Consider the following 16,080-nt stretch of genomic DNA (forward strand, 5'->3'; position numbering starts at 1 on the left):
GGGGTGGCCGGACCGGTCGCGGGGGCGGACCGGGTGACCGGCACGTCGTGGGCGGGGTCGGTGTCGGTGACGTCGGCCAGCGCCCGCCGCGCCCGGCCGAGGATCTCCTCGCGCGCGCTCATCGACCGGCTCCGCGGCCGTCCGTGCCGCCCTGAGTCGTCCCGCCCTGAGTCGTCCCGCCCTGAGCCGTGCCGCCCTGAGCCGTGCCGCCCTGAGCCGTGCCGCCCTGAGCCGTGCCGCCCTGAGCCGTGCCGCCCTGAGTCGGGCCGCCCTGAGCGTGCCCCGGTGGTGCGGCGTCGCGCCGCCCACCGTCGGTGCGCCCCCACCAGGCACGGAACGACTCGGGAGCCGGGATCGGGACGTCGCGCGAGTCCGCCCACGCCGAGGCCGGGCCGGGCAGCGCGCCCAGCATCGGCGCCCCACCGGGGGCCCCGTGCCCGCCGAACCTGTTCAACAGGCGCCCGCCGAGCCCGGAGAGCTTCTCGGCCGCACCCGTCCGCGCGGACGAGCTCAGCGTCCACGATGCCGCCTTCATCGCCATGTCCTGCACCGACGGCAGGCCGGGCGCGGCCTTGTGCGCGTCGACGACCTCCGAGCGCAGGTGCACCAGCACCTCCGGGATGTCGATCCGGACCGGGCAGACCTCGAAGCAGGCCCCGCACAGGCTCGACGCGTAGGGCAGCGAGTCGGTCTGGGCGTCGTGCCCGACCCCGCGCAGCATCGGGGTCAGGATCGCCCCGATCGGGCCCGGGTAGACCGAGCCGTAGGCGTGCCCGCCGGTCCGCTCGTAGACCGGGCACACGTTCAGACACGCCGAGCAGCGGATGCAGCGCAGCGCCTGACGTCCCACTTCGTCGGCGAGGACGTTCGTGCGGCCGTTGTCCAGCAGCACCACGTGCATCTCCTGCGGCCCGTCGCCGGGGGTGACCCCGGACCAGGTGGAGGTGTAGGGGTTCATCCGCTCCCCGGTAGAGGAGCGGGGCAGCAGCTGCAACATGACGTCGAGATCCTGGAACGTCGGGAGCACCTTCTCGATGCCGACCACCGATACCAGCACCTCGGGCAGGGTCAGGCACATCCGCCCGTTGCCCTCGGACTCGACGACGGTCAGGGTGCCGGTCTCGGCGACCGCGAAGTTCGCGCCGGACACGGCCACCTTGGCGCGCAGGAACTTCTCCCGCAGGTGCGCCCGCGCCGCCGCGGCGAGCTGCCTCGGCTCGTCGGTGAGGCCTTCGGGCGCGGCCCGGCCTGCCGTGCCCATCTCGCGCAGGAAGATCTCCCGGATCTCCGCGCGGTTGCGGTGGATCGCCGGGACCAGGATGTGGCTGGGCAGGTCGTCGCCGAGCTGGACGATCAGCTCGGCCAGGTCGGTCTCCCAGGCGTCGATCCCGGCGGCCTCGAGCGCCTCGTTGAGCCCGATCTCCTGGGTGGCCATCGACTTGACCTTGACGACCTCGCGCGCCTCGTGCTCCTGCGCGATGCCGACGACGATCTGGTTCGCCTCGTCGGCGTCGCGCGCCCAGTGCACGGTCGCGCCCGCGGCCTGCAGCGACGTCTCGAGCTGCTCCAGATAGTGCGGGAGGTGGCGCAGGACCCGGTCCTTGATCGCGGCGCCGGCCAGGCGCAGCTCCTCCCAGTCGTCGACCTCGCCCACGACACCCGCCCGCTTGGTGCGGATGGTGCCGGTCGCGTGCGCGAGGTTGCGGCGCAGCTGGGTGTCGGCCAGGGCCGCCTTCGCGGCGGTGGGGAAGGCGGGCATCCCGACGAACGTGGCCGTCATTGGGAACCACCGGCCGTCGGCGCGCCGGAGGGGGACGCCGGTTCCCGGGTCGGCGCACTGCCGGCCGAGGTGACGCTGTGCACCACCGGTTCGGTCTGCGCGAGCACCTCGGCCAGGTGCATCACCCGCACCCCGGAACGCTGCCGCGACAGCAGGCCACCGACGTGCATGAGGCACGAGTTGTCGCCCGCGACCAGTACCTCGGCGCCGGTGGAGCGGACGTGGCGGGCCTTGTCGTTGCCCATCGCGATCGACGTCTCCGCGTTCTTCATGGCGAACGTCCCGCCGAAGCCGCAGCACTCGTCGGCGCCGGGGAGCTCCTCGAGGCGGATCCCGCGCACCGCGCGCAGCAGCGACAGCGGCCGGTCGCCGACCCCGAGCATCCGCAGGGAGTGGCACGTCGGGTGGTAGGTGACGCGGTGCGGGAAGTACGCGCCGACGTCGGTCACGCCGAGCACGTCGACCAGGTACTCGGTGAGCTCGTACACCGGCGGCGCGGCCTCGACCCCGCGGACGAGTCCCGGGTCCCCGGAGCGCTCCGCGACCAGGCGGTGCTGGTGGCGTACCGACCCCGCACACGACCCGGACGGCGCCACGATCGCCTCGCACCCGGCGAACGCGTCGAGATGGTTGCGCAGCAGCGGCACCGCCTCGTCGAGGTAGCCGGTGTTGACCATCGGCTGGCCGCAGCAGGTCTGTGCGGCGGGAAAGGTGACCTCGACGCCGAGGCGGCGCAACAGGGTCACGACGGCCTTCCCGGTGTCCGGGAACAGCGCGTCGTTGATGCAGGTGACCATGAGTCCGACGGTCATGACGCCTCCGGTGGTGGGCGGTGGGCTATGGTCCGACCAAGACCAGGACGACAGTAGACGCGGCCGCGCGGGCGCGTCCAGCCGGCGGGGGAGACGTGAGCGGGACCCGACACCCACCCGAGGGCAGGCCCGCGACGTTCGAGCTGGTGCTGCGCCACATCGAGGGGCGGCTCACCTCCGGGGACCTGCGCCCCGGCGACCGGCTGCCGCCCGAACGGGAGCTGGCCGCGCGGCTCGGCGCCGGTCGCCAGTCGGTGCGGGAGGCGCTGCGCGTCCTGCAGGCCCAGGGCGTGATCCGCTCGCAGGTCGGCACCGGGACCGACTCGGGCACGGTGGTCGTGCCGGCCCCGGCCCGCGCGCTGACCCGTCTGCTGCGGGTGCACCTGGCCGTCGACTCGTTCCCGATGCGCGATGTGACCGAGGCGCGGGTGATGCTGGAGCGCTTCAGCGCCGGGCTCGCCGCGCGCCGCCGCGCCGCGCCGGACCTGGAGCGGATGTCCGACGCGCTCGCGGCGATGGACGCCGACCTGGACCGGGAGCGGTTCAGCGACCTCGACACCGCGTTCCACGTGGCGATCGCCGAGTCCGCCGGGAACCGGCTGGTCGGCGAGCTGACCGTGGCGATCCGGGAGTCGGTGCGCGCCACCCTGCTCGGCGCGATGCTCGGCGACGAGGACTGGGCCCGCCTGCGGGATCGGCTCCGCGCCGAGCACCGGGAGATCCACGCCGCGATCGACGGTGGTGACGGGGCCCGGGCCGCGGACCTGGTCGAGGCCCACATCCGCGCCTTCCACGGCCGCGTGCCGCCGACCTGAGCCGTCCGGCGGATCCGGTACAACCCTTGCCAGGGCGCCACCGGACTGCTTAATGTATGCGTATGCACTTGATGCAACGGGACCAGGAGCGGATCACCGGAGCCGTGACGGTGGTCAAGGAACCCGGCCTGCCGGACCGCCCGGAGCAGCGCGACCCGGCCGTGGTCGCGACCGTCTCCGAGATGCTCGGCCGGATCGAGCGCGAGGGCATGGACGCGGTGCTGCACTACGCCGCGGAGCTCGACGGCTACACCGGCACCACGCTCGAGGTCTCCGGTGCCGAGCTGGACCGGGCGGGCGACGAGCTGCCGGTCGCGCTGCGCGAGGCGCTCGACGCCGGTGCCGAGCGCACCCGCGCGTTCGCCCGGATGCAGCGCGCCCGGCTGCAGGACTTCGAGGAGGAGGTGCTGCCGGGCGTGGTCTGCGGGCAGCGCTTCGTGCCCGTCGAGAACGTCGGCGCGTACCTGCCCGCGGGGCGCTTCCCGCTGCTGGCCAGCGCGTTCATGACGGTCGGGGTGGCCGGTGTGGCCGGGGTCGGCAACGTCGTGGCCGCCACCCCGCCGTCGCTGCGGGGCCGCCCGCACCCGGCCGTCCTCTACGCGGCGCGGATCAGCGGGGCCGGGGCGGTCTACGCCGTCGGCGGGGTGCAGGCGCTGGGGGCGATGGCGTTCGGGCTGCTCGACGGCGCGCCGTCGGACATGATCGTCGGCGCCGGCAACGCCTACGTGGCCGAGGCCAAGCGCCAGCTCTACGGCCGGGTCGGGATCGACGTGCTGGCCGGGCCGTCGGAGGTGGCGGTCATCGCGGACGACACGGCGGACGCGGCCACCGTGGCCGCGGACCTGCTGGCCCAGGCCGAGCACGGCCCGACCTCGCCGGCGAGCCTGGCGACCACGTCGCGGCGCCTGGCCGAGGAGGTTCCGCGCGAGATCGAGAAGCAGCTCGCCGGCCTGGCCACCGCCGAGATCGCCGGCGCCGCGTGGCGCGACCACGGCACGGTGTACCTGGTCGAGGACAGGGAGACCGCCGCCGAGGTCATGAACACGCTGGCCCCCGAGCACCTCGAGGTGATCGCCGAGGACCTGGACTGGTGGCTGGGCTCGCTGCGCAACTACGGGTCGCTGTTCCTCGGTCCGTGGTCCACGGTGGTCTATGCGGACAAGGGGATGTCGGGGACCAACCACGTGCTGCCGACCGCGCGCGGTGCGCGGCACACCGGCGGGCTCTCGGTCGCGGGCTTCCTCAAGCAGCTGACCTACCAGCGGGCCACGGCCGCCTCGACGCGGGCCCAGGCCGAGCCGACGGTGGCCGTGTCCGACTTCGAGCAGCTCGTCGGGCACCGCGACAGCGCGCAGCTGCGGCTCGACCGAATCTCCACCTGATCCCCGGATCGTGCATCCGTATGAATCGACGGTGCACGTGCGACATTCCCTCGACGAGGAGGTAGCGATGCCCGGATCCCACGGCCGTCGCCGGTGGGGCGCGATCGCCGTCGTCGCCGTCGCCGCGGTACTGCTGTCGGCCTGCGGCGCCGGATCGCGGACGCCCGCCGCCACGGCCGCGCAGGTGCCGTGCGAGTTCCCGGCGCCGCCGTCCGAGGTGAACGTGAACGTGCTGGCCTACAACTCCTCGGCGGTGGACCCGTTCACCAACACGATGGTCAAGAGCTGCTCGCGCAACGGCGTGACGCTCAACCACGAGCCGATCGACTACGCCGGGCAGCAGCAGAAGACCATCGCGACGCTGGCCGGGAAGTACGGCACCTACGACATCGTGGAGACCTACGGGTTCGGGATCCCGCAGAACGCGGCCGTCGGCAAGCTCGTCCCGCTCGACGACATGCTGGCTCGCTACGGGCAGCAGTTCCGGCTCGACGAGCTCAACCCGGACATGCGGCGGGCGATGTCCTACGACGGCAAGCTGTACGGCCTGCCGATGCAGGCCCAGATGTATGTGATGGCCTACCGCAAGGACGTGTTCGACCGGCTGGGTCTGCGCCCGCCGCGCACGTTCGCCGAGCTGCGCAGCGCGGCCGAGACGATCCGGCGCGACGGCGGTATCCAGTACCCGCTGGCGTTGCCGCTGCTGGCCAGCTCGGACATCGCCACCGCCTACGACGCGGCGCTCGGCTCGCTCGGCACCGACTACGTCGACCGCGACACGATGCGGGCGAACTTCGACACCCCGGCGGCCGCGCAGGCCTTCGAGCAGCTCCGTTCGCTGATGCCGGTGATGGACCCGCAGGTCACCACGTTCGCCCAGCCGGCGGTGCAGCAGCAGATGTACAACGGCTCGGCCGCGATCGCGATCATGTTCAGCGGCCGGATGAACGACCTGACCAAGCCGGCGAACAGCCGCTTCGCCGGACAGTTCGCGTTCGCCCCGCCGCCGTCGGTCGCCGGTGGGCCCACGCTCTACAACACCCTCTCGGTCGACGGCTGGTCCATCCCGGCCAACACCGAGGTGGACCCGGACCTGCTGTTCCAGATGATCTCGGCGTCGGTCGGGCCGGAGGCGTCGAAGGCGTCGGTGCCCGGTGCGTTCCCGGCCCGGGCGGGCATGGTCACGCCGCGCAGCAGCCCGTTCGCCGCGGCCCAGCTGGAGTCGATCGGCAAGGCCCCGCCGGCCGAGCCCTACCCGTGGAGCTCGCGGATCAGCACCGCGACCACCTCGGTCGTCGCCGACGTCGTCTCCGGGAGGACCCCGATCCCGGAGGGCACGCGCAAGATGCAGGAGATCGCGACCGAGATCCTGGCCGAGTACCGCTGACCCACTGCGAGGTGATCGTTCGTGCGTAGGCGCGAGTATCTGGGACTGGTGTCCCCCAGCCTGGTCGTCATGCTCGGGCTGCTGGTCTTCCCGCTCTACAAGACCGTGGAGTGGAGCCTGCAGCGGGTGAACTACGGCGAGCCCGGCACGTTCCTCGGGCTGGGCAACTACGCCGAGGCGCTGTCGGACCCCCGGCTCGGCGCGGCTGTGCTGTTCACGGTCGGTCTCACCGCCGCGGTGGTGGCGGTGCTGCTCGTCGGCGGTTACGTGCTGGCGGTGCTGGTGGACAGCCTGGGCCGGGCGAAACCGTGGGTGCTCGGCATCCTGCTGGTGTCCTACGTGATCCCGAACGTCGTCGGGGCCACGATGTTCTCCTGGATGTTCGACTCGAACTTCGGCGGGATCGTCAACCACATCGTCTCGCTGTTCACCGGCACCGAGGTGCTCTGGTTCACCGACCCGTGGCCGAACCGGCTGATGGTCGCCCTGGACACCGTGTGGTTCATGCTCCCGTTCGCGATGCTGGTGATCCTGGCCGGGCTGCAGGGGGTGCCGTCGGAGATCGTCGAGGCGGCCCGGATCGACGGCGCGACCGGGTGGCGGGTGCACTGGCACGTGATCGTGCCGAGCATCCGCGGCGTGCTCGGGTTCGTCGCGATCATCTCGATCATGGACGTGTTGCGGACCTACGACCAGCTCGTCGCGCTCTCCCCGCAGGCGCCCCAGATCGGCAACGAGTCGATCATGCTCTACATCTTCAACGTCGCGTTCCAGGACGGTGGCCAGCAGCTCGGGCTCGGCAGCGCGGTGAACGTGCTGCTGATCCTGCTGATCGTGGTGCTGCTGTCGCCCTTCATCCGCGGGATCGCCAAGGAGGCGCGCCAGTCATGAGCACCCTCGACACCCCGGCCCCGGCACGGGCCGCCGTACCGGAGACCGCAGCGGACCCGCGCCCCCGCCGTTCGCGACGCCGGGGCCGCACGCTGCTCGTCGGCGGCATCCTGCTGCTGGTGTGCTGGGCGATGCTCAGCCCGGTGCTGTGGACCGCGATGGCCGTGACCAAGCCGACCGACGTGGCCTTCCTCGACCCGCCGGTGTTCACCTACACCCCGACCCTGCAGGCCTTCGTCGACCTCTGGCAGACCACGCAGTTCTACAAGTACCTGCTCAACACCGTGCTCGTCGCGGTGGTCAGCACCGTGGTGGCGCTGGTTCTCGGGATCCCGGCGGCGTACGCGCTGTCGCGGACCCCGGGCTGGGTCTCGGCCGCGCTGCTGATCGCGGCGCTGGTGTTCCGGGCGCTGCCACGCTTCGCCGTCGTGCTCCCGATGTACGACATCTCCCGCGCCCTGGGCATCTACGACACCACGTTCGCCGTGGGGGCGGCCCTGGTCGCGATCAACCAGCCGTTCTCGATCTGGCTGCTGCGCAACTTCTTCGCCGAGATCCCCAAGGAGCTCGACGAGGCCGCGATGCTCGACGGCTGCAGCCGGTGGCAGACGCTGCGGCGGGTGATGGTGCCGATGATGGGGCCCGGCATCCTCACCGCCGGGATCTTCATGTTCCTGTTCGCCTTCCAGGAGTACCTGACCGCGAACATCCTCACCGACGTCGTGGCGCGCACCGTCCCGGTGTTCATCGCCACGCAGCTCGGGCAGACGCTGCCGATGTTGCAGCAGGCCGGGGCGGCGGCGATCCTGTTGACGTTGCCGGTGGTCGCGTTCGCGTTCATCGCGCAGCGCTACCTGGTGGCCGGCCTCGGCGCCGGGTCGGTGAAGGGCTGAGCCGCATGTCGGAACCGCTGGTGCTGTTGCCCGGGATGAACTGCTCGTCGCGGTTGTGGGACGGGCTCCCGACCCTGCGCAGGTGGGCACTCCATCCCCGGTTGGGCCGACCGGACATCGACGGGTGCGTCGACGCGCTGCTCGACGCGCTCCCGCCGCGGTTCGCACTCGCCGGGCTCAGCCTCGGCGGGATCGTCGCGATGGCACTGGTCCGGCGGGCCCCCGAGCGGGTCACCCGACTCTGCCTGATCGCCACCAACGCGCGTCCGCCGACCACGGCGCAACGGGAGGCATGGGCGGCGCAGCGGGCCGCGCTCGACGCCGGGCGCTCCGCGCGCGAGGTGCAGCGCGACCTTCTGGACGTGCTGGTGCACCACCGCACCCCGGGCTGCGACGAGACCGTGCTCGCGCTCGCCGACGGGGTGGGGGAGTCCGACCTGATGGCGCAGCTGCTCGCCCAGGACACCCGGGTCGACGAGCGACCCGCCCTGGCGCGGGTCGCGGTGCCCACCCTGGTTCTCGCCGCGGCCCGGGACCGGATCTGCCCGGTCGACCGGCACGAGGAGATGCACGCCCTGATCCCCGGCTCCCGGCTCACGGTGCTCGACGGGATCGGGCACCTCATCCCGGTCGAAGCCCCGGCCGCGGCGGCCGAGGCTCTCGAGGACTGGCTGGGGTGGCCGGTCCCTGCGTAGGCCGCTGCGCGCCCTGCACCACGCCCCGCGCCCTGCACCACGCCCCGCGCCGCGCGCTCGGCATCGCGCCGCGCGCTCCGCGTCGCCGCCGCCGCGTCGCCGCCGCGCGCTCGGCATCACGTCGCGCGCTCGGCATCGCCACGCGGCTGCGGCCGCGGCCGCGGGACGACACTCGGCGCGCGTGGGGACATCCTGCGCGCGGCCCTGCGCGGCCTGTGCGGTCCGCGCGGTCTGCGCGGCCTGCGCGGCGCGCCGTGAATGAATCGCGCCGCGGCCGGCACCAGGCGGCCCGGCGCCTGCGGCCCGTTCCGGGTCGGCGCCGATCACCCCGGCAGTGTTCGTCGGCGGCTCAACCCGCGGAACGCCTCCATCATCACCTGGGTGAGGTTGTGGACGACCATCTGCGCGCCGCCGTCGAAGGACGCCGCCGCGGCATCCGCGCCGCCGGCCAGGTCGGCGCGCACGGTGTGCGCGGTCGCCGGGTCGGCGTGCACCGCGTCGAGCATCTCGGCCACGGTGGGGTCGCCCACCGCGCGTGCTGCGCCCAGGTCGGCGACCCCGACCAGGTAGCCGTCGATCCCGTCGCGGGCCACGATCTCGCCGGCCCGGCCGATCGCCGCGGGCGACTCGAGCATGGCCAGGACCAGGATCGACCCGGCCGTGGCGCGGTGCTGGTCGGCGGTGACCGACCCGAAGCGCCCGGCCCGCGGGTAGGTGGCGAACCCGCGCTCGCCCAGCGGCGGGTAGCGCAGCGCCCGGATGAGCGCGTCCGCCTGCTCGGCCGACTCGACGTGCGGGGCGACGATGCCGTGCGCCCCCTGGTCGAGCGCGCGCTGGGCCAGGTGGTGCTCCTGCTCGCCGATCCGCACCAGCACCGGCAGCCCGTGCGCGTCGGCGTAGGCGATGTGCGTGCGCAGCATCGCGACGTCGTCCGGCCCGTGCTCGCAGTCGACGAGCACGAAGTCCAGCCCGGCCACGGCGAGCATCTCGACGATCTCCTCGCAGGGCATCCGGACCAGAGCCCCGGCCAGTTGCTCACCCGCCCGCGCCCGCGTCCCGATCCGGGCTGTGCCGGGGGCGCTCACGCGATCATCCCTGCGGACAGGTCGACGTCGGCCCCGGTCATGCCCGGTATCGCGAGCAGGGCGACCAGCGCGCGTCCGACCTCGTCGGCGGTGACCATCCGCCCGAGCGCCGCGCGCCCGACGAACGCCTCCCGGGCCTGTTCCACGGAGGTCCCGGTGCGCTGCGCGTCGAGCCGGAAGTTGCGCTCCATCCGGTCGCCCTCCACCGGGCCGGGTGACAGGGAGTTGACCCGGACCCCGCGCGGGCCGACCTCGACCGCGAGACTGGTGGTGAGCCCGAGCACCGCGGCCTTCGAGGCGCAGTACGGGGTGCGCCGCGGCAGCGGCCGCTTGCCGGAGACCGACGAGACGTTGACGACGTCGCCGTCGGCGCGCTCGAGCATGGCCGGCAGGAACGCCCGGGTCACGAGGTAGACGCCCCGGACGTTCGCCGCGAACACCTCGTCCCAGTCCGCGAGGTCGATCTCGTGCAGCGGTGCCACCGGCCCGGCGACGCCCGCGTTGTTCACCAGGATCGAGACCTGCTCGTCGGCGAGGCGGTCGGCGAGGCCGCGCACCGACGCCGGGTCGGACACGTCGCAGACCTCGGCGCGGACGTCCGGGCCGAGCTGCTGCGCGGTCTCGCGCAGCGGTCCGTCGCGGCGGCCCGCGAGCACCACCCGGGCGCCCGCGGTGACCAGGTGCGACGCCATCGCCGCACCCAGCCCGCTGCCGCCGCCGGTGACCAGCGCCGTGCGGCCGCGCACCGGGTCGGTCACGACAGCGCCGCCGCGGGGGCCGACAGTTCGTCGATCCAGCCGATCCGGTCCCCGCCGTGCCGGTGCGCGCGCAGGTCACCGGACCGCGCGTGGCCCTCGAACAGCTCGACCCGCGACGCCCGTCCGCACACCCGGCCCAGCTCGGCGCTCGCGGCCGGGTCCCGCACCTCCTGGTAGGTGACGGTCTTGAGGTACTTCCCGACCCACAGGCCGCCGGTGTAGCGCGCCGCGCCCAGCGTGGGCAGCACGTGGTTGGTGCCGATCACCTTGTCGCCGTAGGAGACGCACGTGTTCTCGCCGAGGAACAGCGCCCCGTAGTTGCGCATCCGCTCCAGTGCCTCGCGCGGACGCGCGGTGAACACCTGCACGTGCTCGGCGGCGAGGTCGTCGGCCACCTGCCACATCTCGTCGGCGTCGTCGCAGACCACGATCCGGCCGTGGTCGCGCCACGCGGGCCCGGCCATGTCGTTCGTCGGCAGGCCCGGAAGCAGGCGCTCGATGAGCTCGAGCACCTCGCGCCCGAGCTCGGCCGAGGTGGTGACCAGCACGGCGGGGGAGTCCGGGCCGTGCTCGGCCTGGGAGAGCAGGTCCACCGCCGTGGTCAGCGGGTCCGCCGTCGCGTCGGCGACCACGAGGATCTCGGTCGGCCCGGCGAACAGGTCGATGCCCACCTCGCCGAAGAGCTGACGCTTGGCCTCGGCGACGTAGGCGTTGCCCGGCCCGGCGATCATGTCGACGGCCTCGACCGTCGCGGTGCCCAGCGCCATCGCGGCCACCGCCTGCACGCCGCCGAGCAGGTGGATCTCGTCGGCGCCCGCCATGTGCATGGCCGCGACCGTGGCGGCCGGGACCTCACCGCGGATCGGCGGCGTCGCGGCGACCACCCGCCCCACGCCGGCCGCCTTCGCGGTCACGATCGTCATGTGCGCGGAGGCGGTCAGCGGGTAGCGCCCGCCCGGGACGTAGGCTCCCGCGGCGCCGACCGGGACGTGCCGGTGCCCGAGCACGACACCGGGCAGTGTCTCCACCTCGACGTCGTGCAGCGATCCGCGCTGGGCCTCGGCGAAGCGGCGCACCTGGTCCTGGACGAAACCGATGTCCTCGACGACCTGCTCCGGCAGCGACGCCACCAGCTCGTCCACCCGCTCCGGGGAGAGCCGGAACTGCTCGGGCTCCCACCCGTCGAACCGTGCCGAGTACTCGCGCACCGCGGCGTCCCCGCGCAGGCGGACGTCGTCGATGATCGCCCGCACCCTCCCCGCGAGGTCGTCGTCCGACCGGGTGTCCTGCGTCCGTACCGCACTCTTCAGCTCGCGCGCCATTCCGCCCTCTCCTGTGTAGCATACGTATGCGCTCAGACGTCAGCAGTGAACGGCGACGAGCGGTGGCTGTCAAGGGGCGGGCGTGTCGCGGAGCGGGTCGCCGGACGGTGTGGTCGCTAGGCTTCGCGCGGTCGAGGAGAGGTGGGAGATGGTCACCAGTCGTGACGTCGCGAAGCTCGCGGGCGTCTCGCAGCCGACGGTGTCGAGGGCGCTCACGGACCACCCGCGGGTGTCCGAGTCCACCAAGAAGCGGGTGCGCGACGCGGCGCTGGCGCTGGGCTACTCCACCAATGCGATCGGGCGGGCCCTGTCGGTGGGCAGGTCCGACCGGATCGGCCTCGTGGTGACCGACCTGGAGAACCAGTTCTACGCGAACATGATCGCGCCGCTGCACCGTGAGCTGGAACAGCACGGCCACGAGCTGGTGCTGATCACCGAGTCGCCCGCCAGCGCCCCGCTGCCCGAGCGGGTCGCCGCCCACGGGCTCGCCGGCGTGATCCTGTCCACGACCACGGTGGACTCGGTCCAGCCGAGCCGGCTGCGCGACCGGGGGATCCCGTTCGTCTACCTGAACCGGACGGCGCCGAGCGCGCGGGCGGACTCGGTGACCGTCGACCCCGAGCCCGGCGTCCGCGAGCTGCTCTCCGAGGCGGTCGCACTGGGACACACCCGGATCGGGGCGATCTTCGGGCCGCGCAACACGAGCACCGGCGAGCAGCGCGAGCAGGTCGTGCGGGCTGTGCTCGACGAGCACGGGCTGGCGCTGGCCCAGCGCGACGTGCTGCACGGGCCGTTCGACTTCGGCACCGGATACGAGGGGCTGCGCACGCTGCACGAGCGCGGGGGCGGCCCGACGCTGCTGCTCTGCGGCAACGACGTGGTGGCGGTCGGCGCCCTGAACGCGGCCGCGGAGCTGGGCGTGCCGGTGCCGGCCGGGATCTCGATCGCCGGGTTCGACGACCTTCCGACGTCGCGCTGGGCACTGGTGCGGCTGAGCACGGTCGCCTACGACCTGGACGCGGTCGCCCGCGAGGCCGCCCGGCTGGTGGTGGCCCGGGTGGCGAAGCCGGACACCGAGCTCGCGCACGTGGTCTACCCCACGCACTACGTCTCCCGGGCCACGGTCGGCGGCCCGCGCGCCTGAGCGGCGCTCGCGGCCCGGTGCGGCGCGGCCTCTTGTCATCGGTTGTGCATACGCATACAGTCGCGGTCGAACCCCACATGGAAGGACGACCATGCCGCTCGACCCCGTCGCGTACCTGCCCTACTCCGACCCGGACGACTTCATCCGCGAGGTCACCGACCGCATCTGGGTGCAGCGCGACGTGTCCTACATCGTCGACAACTACGAGCCGGACTCGATCGTCCACGGCGGCCTCGGCACGGTGACCGGCCGCGACGGCGTCATCGAGGGCAGCCTGATGCGGATCGCCGGCACCCCGCAGCACGTGGGCCAGGCCGAGGACGTCATCTGGGAGGCCCGCGGCGACGATGCGTTCCTCAGCTCGCACCTGGTGTTCTCCGCCGACGAGATCCTGGTCGACGGCGTCGTGAAGCGGATCCGCAAGCGGACCATCGCCAACTGCCTCTACCGCCGCGGCCGGATGGTCGAGGAGTGGGTGGTGCGCGACGAGCTCGCGAGCTGCCTGCAGCAGGGGATCGACCCCGCCGAGGCGGCCCGGGAGCAGCGCTTCCGCGGCTACGAGGGCTCGATGACCGAGCAGGCCCCCAAGGAGGTGCTGGCCGTCGGCGACAGCGGCCCGCGACCGGACGACTTCCGGGCCGAGTGCGAGCGGGTGCTGGAGTTCATCGACGAGGTCTGGAACGCGCGGCGCTACCAGAAGGTCACCGACTACATGCACCGTGACCTGTTCCTGCACACCGTCGGCGACCAGACGGTCGTCCGGCCGGACGGCTACCAGCGCGACCTGCTCGCGCTCGTCGCCCCGTTCCCGGACGCGACCTTCGAGGTCCGCGACGTGCAGACCAACCACGCCGAGCGCTACGCCGGTCTGCGGATCGCGGTGACCTGGGTGATGCGCGGGACCTACCGCGGCACCCCCGACTACGGCCCGCTCACCGGGGGACGGGTCGAGCTGCTCGGCGTCTCCCAGTTCCTCGTGCAGGACGGCCGGATCGTCAAGGAGGTGCGCGTCTACGACGAGATCGCCCTGCGCGCCCAGATCGACGCCGGCCGCACCGACGAGTTCACCGACACCAACATCTACTGAGCGCAGCTTGCGTAGCGAAAATTGATACTGAACCCGCACCACCGAGAGGAAGATCTTCCGATGCACGACACGGTGGTACCCCCGGCGGAGATCGTCCGCCGGACCGTCCGGTACGCCGACTGGGTCCCGTGCAAGGCCGCGTTCATCGACTGCCGCACGCCCGGCTCGGACCGCAAGGACAACTACTCCTTCATCGGCCCCGGCGTCACCCAGAACACCGGGCAGTACGTGAACCTGCGCGAGCCGCACGGGTTCAACCTGGGCGCGGCCGGCATGCCGAACGGCACGACCAACAGCCTGCACCTGCACTTCACCGCCGAGGTCTTCATCAACTTCGGGGGCGACTACCTGCTGCGCTGGGGCCCGGACGGCGGGCAGGGCGAGTACCGCAGCGTCGACGGCGACGTCGTCTCCGTGCCGCCGTGGATCTTCCGCGGCTTCACGAACGAGGGCCCGGACGACGGCGTGCTGCTGACGGTGCTGGGCCGCGACGACACCGGTGGGATCATCTGGGGCCCGACGGTGCTCGAACAGGCCGCCGGGCACGGGCTCTACCTGACCGCGGACAACCGGCTGATCGACACCGTCGCGGGCGACGAGGTCCCCGACGACGTCGCGCTGATCCGGCCGATGGACCAGGCCGAGATCGACCGGCTCGACACCTACTCGGTGGCACAGTTCCGCTCCCGGGTCACGCACGCGGCGGACCGGGTCTGGGTGGACGAGCCGTTCCTGTGCTCGGGCCTGCCCGGCGGGGCGGCCGATCTCAGCCCGGTGATCGGGTACGGGATGCTGGAGCAGCGCGGGGTCGGCCCGCGGCTGCCCGAACCGCACGGCTTCGCACTGGCCTGGCTGCGCGCGGTGCCCGGTGAGGGGATGCTCGCCCACCGGCACGGCGAGACCCAGGTGGTGACGGCGAAGGCCGGGCGCTGGCAGGTCCGGCTCAACACCGGGGCCGACGAGCAGGTCGTCGAGCTCGGCCCGCTGGACTCGCTGTCCGTCCCGCCGGGGTCGTGGCGGTCGTTCACGCTGCTCGACGCCGCTTCCGGCCGGGCCGCCGACGAGGGCACCGGCGAGCTGCTGGTGGTCACCGGCGGTGACGGGCGCACGGTGCTGGAGTGGGCGCCGGACGTGGTGGCCCGGGCCCGGGCCCACGGCCGCGTCCTGGACCCGAACGGCCACCTGGCGCCCGCGGCGGTGCTCGCCGCCGCGACCGAGGACGACTGAGCCGGACATGGGCGGGTCGGTGACGGTCGCGGCGTGCCGGTTCGCCGCGCGTATCGACGCACCGGACCGCGAGATCATGGTCCGGGCGGTGCGTGCGGCGGCGGTGCGCGGCGCCGCACTGGTCGTCGTGCCGGAGCTGGCCGTGTGCGGGTACGCGTTCGGCGACGCCGCGGAGGCCCGGGCCTCCGCGGAGCCGTTGGACGGCCCGACCGTCTCGGTGCTGCGGGAGCTCTCCGCGGAGCTGGGTGTCGTGCTGGTGGCCGGTCTCGCGGAGCTGGGCGCCGACGGGCGGGTGTACAACACGGCCGTGCTCCTCGAGGCGGGCGTGCTGCGGGCGAGCTACCGCAAGGTGCACCTGTGGGGCCGCGAACCGGAGCTGTTCGCCGCCGGATCGGCCCCGCCGCCGGTGCTCGACACCGCTGTGGGCCGGGTCGCGGTGCTGATCTGCTACGACCTGGAGTTTCCGGAGTGGGTCCGCGCCGCGGCGCAGGCCGGTGCCGAGATCATCGCGGCGCCGGTCAACTGGCCGCGGCGGCCGGGGCCGGCGGGCCCGGCCACGGAGCCGCCGCTGGAGGTGCTCAAGGCCAGGGTGGCCGCCGGCACCTACCGGGTGCACGTCGTGGTGGCCGACCGGTGCGGCACCGAGCGGGGCACCTCCTGGTTCGGGGCCGCGCTCGTCTGCACGCCCGACGGTGCACTGGCCGCCGGACCGCCGCCGGCGGCGTCCGACGGTGAGCCGGGGCCTGCGCTGGTCACCGCGGTGATCGAGCCGGCGCGGGCCCGTGACAAGTCCGTCGGCCCG

The 16,080-nt window shown here is 73.3% G+C and carries 15 protein-coding genes; 10 read left to right on the plus strand and 5 right to left on the minus strand.

Annotation, left to right across the window (positions count from 1 at the left end; translation table 11 throughout):
- Positions 1 to 118 precede the first annotated feature (118 nt).
- Both I4I78_RS18500 and I4I78_RS18505 read right to left on the minus strand, forming a co-directional pair.
- Positions 119 to 1,780 carry a LutB/LldF family L-lactate oxidation iron-sulfur protein gene (locus tag I4I78_RS18500; RefSeq protein WP_218612608.1) on the minus strand — a complete coding sequence of 554 codons (1,662 nt, stop codon included), beginning with the start codon at positions 1,778 to 1,780 and terminating at the stop codon, positions 119 to 121.
- The gene (locus tag I4I78_RS18505; protein WP_218612609.1) at positions 1,777 to 2,592 is read right to left on the minus strand and encodes a (Fe-S)-binding protein; all 816 of its coding nucleotides are present in this window, start codon (positions 2,590 to 2,592) and stop codon (positions 1,777 to 1,779) included. The genes I4I78_RS18500 and I4I78_RS18505 overlap by 4 nt, the downstream gene beginning before the upstream one ends.
- 95 nt (positions 2,593 to 2,687) lie before the next feature.
- Here I4I78_RS18505 and I4I78_RS18510 point away from each other — a divergent pair, with 95 nt between their 5' ends.
- The 6 genes from I4I78_RS18510 (at position 2,688) to I4I78_RS18535 (ending at position 8,655) form a co-directional block, all read left to right on the plus strand.
- Positions 2,688 to 3,407 (plus strand): FadR/GntR family transcriptional regulator, encoded by a 720-nt coding sequence (locus I4I78_RS18510; protein ID WP_218612610.1) that lies wholly within the window; start codon positions 2,688 to 2,690, stop codon positions 3,405 to 3,407.
- A 62-nt stretch (positions 3,408 to 3,469) separates the two neighbouring features.
- Positions 3,470 to 4,789 carry a histidinol dehydrogenase gene (hisD, locus tag I4I78_RS18515; protein ID WP_226379962.1) on the plus strand — a complete coding sequence of 440 codons (1,320 nt, stop codon included), beginning with the start codon at positions 3,470 to 3,472 and terminating at the stop codon, positions 4,787 to 4,789.
- A gap of 67 nt (positions 4,790 to 4,856) precedes the next feature.
- Positions 4,857 to 6,176: an ABC transporter substrate-binding protein gene (locus tag I4I78_RS18520; protein WP_218612611.1), complete on the plus strand. Its 1,320-nt coding sequence runs from the start codon at positions 4,857 to 4,859 to the stop codon at positions 6,174 to 6,176.
- Positions 6,177 to 6,197: 21 nt separating this feature from the next.
- Positions 6,198 to 7,067, plus strand: a complete 870-nt coding sequence (locus I4I78_RS18525; RefSeq protein ID WP_218612612.1) for a carbohydrate ABC transporter permease — start codon at positions 6,198 to 6,200, stop codon at positions 7,065 to 7,067.
- Positions 7,064 to 7,960, plus strand: a complete 897-nt coding sequence (locus I4I78_RS18530) for a carbohydrate ABC transporter permease (protein ID WP_218612613.1) — start codon at positions 7,064 to 7,066, stop codon at positions 7,958 to 7,960. The genes I4I78_RS18525 and I4I78_RS18530 overlap by 4 nt, the downstream gene beginning before the upstream one ends.
- 5 nt (positions 7,961 to 7,965) lie before the next feature.
- Positions 7,966 to 8,655 carry an alpha/beta fold hydrolase gene (locus tag I4I78_RS18535; RefSeq protein WP_218612614.1) on the plus strand — a complete coding sequence of 230 codons (690 nt, stop codon included), beginning with the start codon at positions 7,966 to 7,968 and terminating at the stop codon, positions 8,653 to 8,655.
- 323 nt (positions 8,656 to 8,978) lie between these two features.
- On the opposite strand, the gene I4I78_RS18540 is transcribed toward I4I78_RS18535, so the two are convergent.
- From I4I78_RS18540 to hisD (I4I78_RS18550), 3 genes are read right to left on the minus strand one after another with little or no spacing between them, the layout of a single operon-like run.
- Entirely contained in the window at positions 8,979 to 9,740 is a 762-nt protein-coding gene (locus I4I78_RS18540; protein WP_218612615.1) for an HpcH/HpaI aldolase/citrate lyase family protein, read from the minus strand.
- Complete coding sequence (locus tag I4I78_RS18545) at positions 9,737 to 10,498, minus strand: SDR family NAD(P)-dependent oxidoreductase (protein WP_218612616.1); 762 nt, start codon at positions 10,496 to 10,498, stop codon at positions 9,737 to 9,739. The genes I4I78_RS18540 and I4I78_RS18545 overlap by 4 nt, the downstream gene beginning before the upstream one ends.
- Complete coding sequence (hisD, locus tag I4I78_RS18550) at positions 10,495 to 11,820, minus strand: histidinol dehydrogenase (protein WP_218612617.1); 1,326 nt, start codon at positions 11,818 to 11,820, stop codon at positions 10,495 to 10,497. The genes I4I78_RS18545 and hisD (I4I78_RS18550) overlap by 4 nt, the downstream gene beginning before the upstream one ends.
- Before the next feature lie 148 nt (positions 11,821 to 11,968).
- Here hisD (I4I78_RS18550) and I4I78_RS18555 point away from each other — a divergent pair, with 148 nt between their 5' ends.
- From I4I78_RS18555 to I4I78_RS18570, 4 genes are all read left to right on the plus strand, one after another.
- Positions 11,969 to 12,964 carry a LacI family DNA-binding transcriptional regulator gene (locus I4I78_RS18555; protein ID WP_218612618.1) on the plus strand — a complete coding sequence of 332 codons (996 nt, stop codon included), beginning with the start codon at positions 11,969 to 11,971 and terminating at the stop codon, positions 12,962 to 12,964.
- Between the two features lie 91 nt (positions 12,965 to 13,055).
- On the plus strand, positions 13,056 to 14,051 hold the full coding sequence (locus tag I4I78_RS18560) for an ester cyclase (protein ID WP_218612619.1): 996 nt from the start codon (positions 13,056 to 13,058) through the stop codon (positions 14,049 to 14,051).
- Between the two features lie 60 nt (positions 14,052 to 14,111).
- On the plus strand, positions 14,112 to 15,278 hold the full coding sequence (locus I4I78_RS18565; protein ID WP_218612620.1) for a hypothetical protein: 1,167 nt from the start codon (positions 14,112 to 14,114) through the stop codon (positions 15,276 to 15,278).
- A gap of 7 nt (positions 15,279 to 15,285) precedes the next feature.
- On the plus strand, positions 15,286 to 16,080 hold a 795-nt coding region (locus I4I78_RS18570; protein ID WP_218612621.1), incomplete at its 3' end, for a nitrilase-related carbon-nitrogen hydrolase.

Origin of the sequence: Pseudonocardia sp. KRD291 (assembly GCF_019263595.1) — a bacterium.
In the GTDB taxonomy this organism is placed as follows: Bacteria; Actinomycetota; Actinomycetes; order Mycobacteriales; family Pseudonocardiaceae; genus Pseudonocardia.